The organism is Vibrio sp. 1078-1, from assembly GCF_033340475.1.
This window is the reverse complement of sequence record NZ_JAWOWM010000027.1, coordinates 24,192-30,544: the sequence shown is the minus strand read 5'-3', so window position 1 is coordinate 30,544 and position 6,353 is coordinate 24,192. Positions and strand designations below refer to the sequence as shown.

3 protein-coding genes are annotated in these 6,353 nt (G+C 44.8%); all 3 read right to left on the bottom strand.

Annotated features, from left to right (window positions below):
- Window positions 1-517 precede the first annotated feature (517 nt).
- The gene (locus tag R7190_RS24535; protein WP_017635553.1) at window positions 518-2,653 is read right to left on the bottom strand and encodes a lysine decarboxylase CadA; all 2,136 of its coding nucleotides are present in this window, start codon (window positions 2,651-2,653) and stop codon (window positions 518-520) included.
- Between the two features lie 117 nt (window positions 2,654-2,770).
- Entirely contained in the window at window positions 2,771-4,114 is a 1,344-nt protein-coding gene (cadB, locus tag R7190_RS24530; protein WP_005434864.1) for a cadaverine/lysine antiporter, read from the bottom strand.
- Window positions 4,115-4,788: 674 nt separating this feature from the next.
- A complete protein-coding gene (gene cadC, locus R7190_RS24525) occupies window positions 4,789-6,351 on the bottom strand; it encodes a lysine decarboxylation/transport transcriptional activator CadC (RefSeq protein ID WP_005382530.1) in 1,563 nt (520 codons plus the stop codon).
- Window positions 6,352-6,353 lie beyond the last annotated feature (2 nt).

The window sequence follows — 6,353 nt, the reverse complement described above, 5'->3', positions numbered from 1 at the left end:
GTGACTTTCGTCTCACTCCGTGTCGGTGGATGCGCAGTATAGGGAGTTGAGAAATTAGTACAAGCGTTTTTTGCAAAAAAACTTTCAACCGAACAAATAACGAGCATTCTGCATAGATACTCAACGATCTTGTCTAATATTTCGGGTTGCAGAGGATCTTTTCATGATGAAACACCTGACTTCTGCATTAAAAGATCGCCGATTTCTTTGTGATTTTGATTGCTGATCTTATCTCTCTTGGTTCTTTTTTCTCTTTCTATCTATATAAAGACGAAAAAAGAGCAGAACGATGACGAACTGCTCTTTTGGTCTTTGCTTTTTATTTGGGGTACTTCAGGTGAAGTCTTGGAAAAGTGTTTCTTCTATATATAGAAGAAAAGATCAGAGCATCCTTGCCCTTATCTTTACGACAGATGAGTTAGGGGTATATCTAAATGTCGTTATTGTTCGATGACGCATTGAGCTCGTAAGAGTGGAGCATGCTTGCATTCCCAATGGCGTCATCTTCGAGAGGAACTTAGTTCTTCAATACTTTTACGGTGTAACTACCATCTTTTTGTTGGTATAGACCGTGGATGTCGGTTTCGAAACCTGGGTAATGCGCACCGATCTCACAAAGCATCTCTAGGAAGTCCAGCACAGGGCGAGACTCTTGAGTCACCATTTCACCAGGAAGTACTAGTGGCACACCTGGAGGGTAAGGAAGGATCATGTTCGCACTTACGCGGCCAACCATTTCTTCCAGTTTGATTTCTTCGATGTTGCCACGAAGCTCTTCTTGCCATGCTGCGTGTGGTGTTACTTTCATTTCTGGAAGTACATCGAACGCTTTGTACATTAGCTCAGGTAGGTTGTATTTCTTAGTTAGGTCATGAATCGCTTGTGCTAGTTCTTGAACACGCATGCCTTCATAGAAGCTTGGGTCTTCGTTGTATAGTGAAGGTAGGAAGCTCTTGATGGTTAGGTTCAAGTCGTAGCCACGTTTAAATTCAGTTAGGCCGCGTAGCAATTGCATTGCTTTTGATTTGTCGATACCGATTGAGAATAGGAACAACAAGTTGTATGGACCTGTTTTCTCTACCACGATGCCGCGCTCGTCTAGGAATTTAGCCACCAGCGAAGCAGGAATACCTGATTCTTCTAGTTCGCCTTCTTTATTCATCCCCGGAGTCAGTAGCGTTACTTTGATTGGGTCAAGATACATGTGGTTGTCATCCATGTTCTTGAAGCCGTGCCATGTGTCGCTAGGGTCTAGTTTCCAACATTCCGTGGTATCGATGTTTTCTGGTTGCCATACATCGAAGAACCAGCTGTCGCTTTCTGCTTCTAGACGTTTGATCTCTTTACGGAAGCGGATTGCGCGATCGATAGAGTCTTGCATCAACTTCTTACCAGTGTTGCCGCGCATCATTGCCGCTGCAGTTTCAGTAGAAGCAACAATGCCGTACTGAGGTGAAGTTGAAGTGTGCATCATGAATGCTTCGTTGAAAGATTCTTTATCAAAGTCGCCTTTCACATGAATCATTGAAGCTTGTGAGAACGCAGCCAACAGTTTGTGTGTTGATTGTGTTTCGTAGAACACTTTGCCTGGCATCGCTTCACCACTCATACCACATTTACCTTCGTAAATTGGGTTGAAGTTAGTGTAAGGCACCCAAGCACTGTCGAAGTGGATGTGTTTACAATCTAGCGACTCTTTGATGAATTGTGTGTTGTACAGCAAGCCATCGTAAGTTGAGTTAGTCACTACTGCGTAAGTTGGTGCTGTTGCACCTGGTGTTTTCGCCACTTTCTCTGCAATGACATCGCGGCTGAATTCGCTTTGTGGAATACCACCAAGGATGCCGTATGCGTTACGAGTTGGGCGGAAGTAGATTGGTGTCACGTCGCTCATCATCATTAGGTGAGTCAGAGATTTGTGACAGTTACGGTCAATCAGTACTGTGCTGCCCGCAGGTGCTGAGTACATACCAACGATTTTGTTCGATGTAGACGTACCGTTAGTTACGATGTACGAGCTGTCTGCATTGAATGTGCGTGCGATGTATTCTTCTGCATCTTTATGTGGACCTGAATGGTCTAGTAGAGAACCTAACTCAGGCATTGAGATTGATACGTCCGCTTTAAATGTGTTTGGACCGTAAAAATCGTAGAAGATGCTACCAGCAGGGCTTTTCTGGAATGCAGTACCGCCCATGTGACCTGGAGTACAGAAGGTGTATTTACCTTCTTCTACGTATTTGAATAACGCTTTAGTGAATGGAGGCATGATGGCATCTTTGTATGCCTCAGTCGCTTGGTTGATTTTGATAGCGATGTCGTCAGCCATACCTAAAGCGTACTCGAAGAAGCTCACGTTTAGACGTAGGTCTGTTAGTGAAATGTCTAGAGTAGACTGTTCGTTAGCAAATGCGTGAACAGGCAGTTTTTCGTTGATTTGGCTGATACGTTCACATAGCTCTAGTGAGTATTTATCCCAGTCGAACAGCACACCGCAAATGCGTGGGTTCATCTCAATCATTTTGATCAAGTCTTTATCATCTACTGGGTAAACCACTTCGTAGCCCGCTTTCTCAAGAGCAGCGTGAAGTTGACGAACTGGCTCTTCTTTAAAGAACACACCCATGTGGTTCAAGATAGCGAATATATTCATTTGGACATCTCCAAGGCGAATGAGGGCGCTCTTTGCCATTTACAGGCAATGAGTAAGGTGAGCGCCGCGTGAATTTGGGTTTTATGGGCTGGCACCGTAGTGCCAGCGTTTTGGGAATTAGTTGCTTGCTTGGGCAGGCATGTCGTCAGCGTGCATTTTCACGTACTGAGCAAGACCTGCTTTTTTGCTGTAGAACATCAAGATAACTAGAGACACGATGAAGGTTGCTGTTAGCGTACCGCCCTCTGCACCCGCTAGTGCGATGAAGCAGAACAGACAAGCCACACCAGAGAACAGCATTACGAAGCCGTTGCGTGTTGTCATACCTTCGAAGCGAATCAAGTTAATGCTCGAGTAGAAGTAAGGCAGCATAGTTAGTAGAACTGCGTCAGTCGTTAGCTGGTTGAACAGGTCTGATGCGTGTGCTGTTTTAGAGCTGAAGAACATCAGTACAACCATCAGTGCAGTCATCTTGATTGACGCAAGGATTAGACCTTTCTTAGGCACACCGTTTTTGTCAGTTTCGCCGTAGATTTTAGGGAAGTTGCCGTCGTTTGCTGCACGTTTACCTGCTTCACCTACTAGCATCATCCAAGAACCTAGCGAAGTGAAACATGCTAGCGCTGTGAATGCTGATACGAATGGTGCTGTCCAGCTACCGAATAGCTCAGTGGTTGCTAATGCAAATGGCGCACCTGATGCCGCAACTTCTGACGCTGGGAACATGCCGCTGATCATTTGAGTTGATAGGATGTAAATCACACCTGCGATACCAGTACCCAACATAGTTGCTAGTGGTACAGTACGTTTAGGGTTTTCTACCATACCAGTCGATACCGCTGCTGATTCCACACCTACGAATGACCATAGACAGATAAGAACCGCTGTTACTACCGCGTGGCTGTCAGTGCCTGCTGATACGTTCCAGTTTTGGCTGTAAAGCGCAGTATCGAAGTGCGTCCAACCAAATGCGGCTGTACCAACAACTGGGATAAGGATAAGAACTAGACCAAGCGTACATAGACGGCTTACCCAGCTACCACCAAGTAGGTTGACGAAAGTGAAGATCCATACCGATGCAATCGTCGCAATACCTGCTGGGATTGGGTTATTAAGCACAGGGAAGAATACTGAAAGGTAAGAAACACCTGTAATGGCAATAGCCAGGTTACCAATCCAGTTCGCGTGGTAATAAAGAACGCCCGTTTGGAAACCAAATACCGGAGACACTTCGCCAGCATAAGCGATAGGACCACCTTCTTGTGGGTTTTTGGTTGCCAGACGAGCGTAAACAAACGCCAGACTCAGTGCACCGACCAAACAGATCAGCCAACTGAAGATTGAAACAGAGCCTACAGAGGCAAGACTAGAAGGTAATAGTGCGATACCACTACCCATCATGTTACCGGCTACGACACCCGTACAGGCAATAAGGCCGATTTTTTTCGCATTCGATGACATAACATCTCCAAATCTATTCTACTCGAGTCAACATGACTCAAACTGAATGGTTATTAGCGAGGTGCTATGAGGAAGAACCTGCTCGACCTCGCTAAATTTCGAAGTGAAGACTACGCCCAAAAATCGGGAAAAAAATAAACTTGGTGTTATCAATAAAATGATTAGTTCATCAACATCAAGTTGAGATAAACATGATAAACACAAAAATATAAAACTATATTATTCATACGGTTATAAGAAAAACATCAAACCTTCTACCGATAGATAAACTCTCATCAACTCGTTGGTCATCGCGATAAAAGTTATCAACCTCTATCAACTTCCCCATCCCGAAGGGTTAATTCCCTGAAGTGTTGATTCCATAAATCTCTCCCTGATCGCGCTTTTTGACCCACATCAATATTCATCTCGCCTGCAAGAAAGCATCAAAATCATTCTCGCCACATAACTCAGCCAGACACTTCATACAATCAATAGAGATAGAGATAGAGATAGAGATAGAGATAGAGATAGAGATAGAGAAGCGGGTATGTATTCCCGTTGCAAGCTTGCGTTGTTAGCTCCTTCGTAAGTCATTGCCCCACCGCCTCACCCTTTTCACTTTTCGACAGCGACAAAAAAGCCCCTCACCGAAATGAGGGGCTAGCATTAGACTGACGTTGAGTCCGAGAGAATTAAAGCATTCGAACGACAGAAGGGTGAACGGCGCGATACATGGCGTAATCAATCGCCTTCATGTTACTTGGGAAGACCAAGTTTTCGCACAGCAGGTACGTCTCAACCGACGTATCAATATAGAAAGCTTCACTGTAAGACTCACTGGCTAAATCCAGATCACCATCCAATTCGGCGTGCTTACCGCGAATCACATAGGAAAGCACTGAATCACGTAACCTCAATGCCTGTCCGAGATGCCGCTTGGCTAACGCCATGTCACCAATGATGGTTTCGTGCAGTGCTAAAGCTTCATAAATTCGCGGTTGAATTGGCCCCACCATCATTTTCACATTAGTCTCTAGTGCTTCACTGAGCTGCTGCATTCGCCCTTTCTTCAACTCCTGTGAGAAATCAAGTGCCTTTTGTACATGGTAAGCAATCAACAACTCAGCTTGAACGTAAGCATTATCCGGCTCGATTTCTAAAATGTTTTCCATCAAGTCGATACCTTGGCGGAATTGTTTAGTATCAGAGACATTAAGGTAATGGTTAGCCTGAACAAACAACTCCAACGCGTCGGGATTCATTGGCATTCCCGCCACCAGCATCGTAGATTTCAATTTGGCATCCGATACTTTCAGCACTTGCATCAAATCCAACGACGCTTGTTGAAGCACTGTCTTTAAATGACTACTGGTTAACGCGTATTGACGACTAAACAACACTTTCTCAGATGAGTTATTGCGATATTCCACCTCTAAAAAGCTGCCACCGTCATTCTCACGAACTCTCACCACAACCGATTTACCAGGCACAATGCCAGAAGTAAACGACGCCTTCTTTAGCATGACTCGGTAATCACTGACTTGAGCAATGTCGGACATCAACTTTTGGGCGAATCCGTCTGCCAAATCGTAGCTTAATCCTTCATTCGTAAAATTATCTTGAAACTTGAACTCAATCAGATGGGTATCGATGGCTTGGGTAATACGCACTTCCGACTGCTTGTAGGTAAACACGCCCATCACTACGACCAACATACTGATCCAGATGAAGTTCATAATTCCCAATCGCCAAGGGCTGATTTTGTTTTTGCTCTGAGGTGCTTTTTTCTCTTTTGACATCTCGCAGACTGCGCGAGTTAGAGGACCGGCAGGAAAGGTAACGGCTGGTGCTATAGGTAGACAATCTTCTTCCGATTCTTCAACAGAAGGTGGGATCTCTTCATTTTGCCGACTTGTGACAAACTCTTCATGCGTCATAGTAACCACGTTCGCTACCAGCTTATAGCCACGCTTGGGCACCGTGATAACGTAGTTGGTATTTTCCTCTCGACCGTCACGTAGTAGCTTACGCAACTCAAAGATGGATTGAGTCACCACTTGATCGGTCACAATCGCTCCAGCCCAAACGTACTGAATCAATTCCTCGCGGTTGAACACCTCATTCGCATGCTCCGCTAAGAAGTGCAAAAGATTAATTAAGCGTGGCTCAACAGTAACTTCCCTATCTTGTCGATACAGCTTATTTTCATCAACGCTCAAAACCCAGTCATTGATTTGAAAATAGACTCCAACCATGT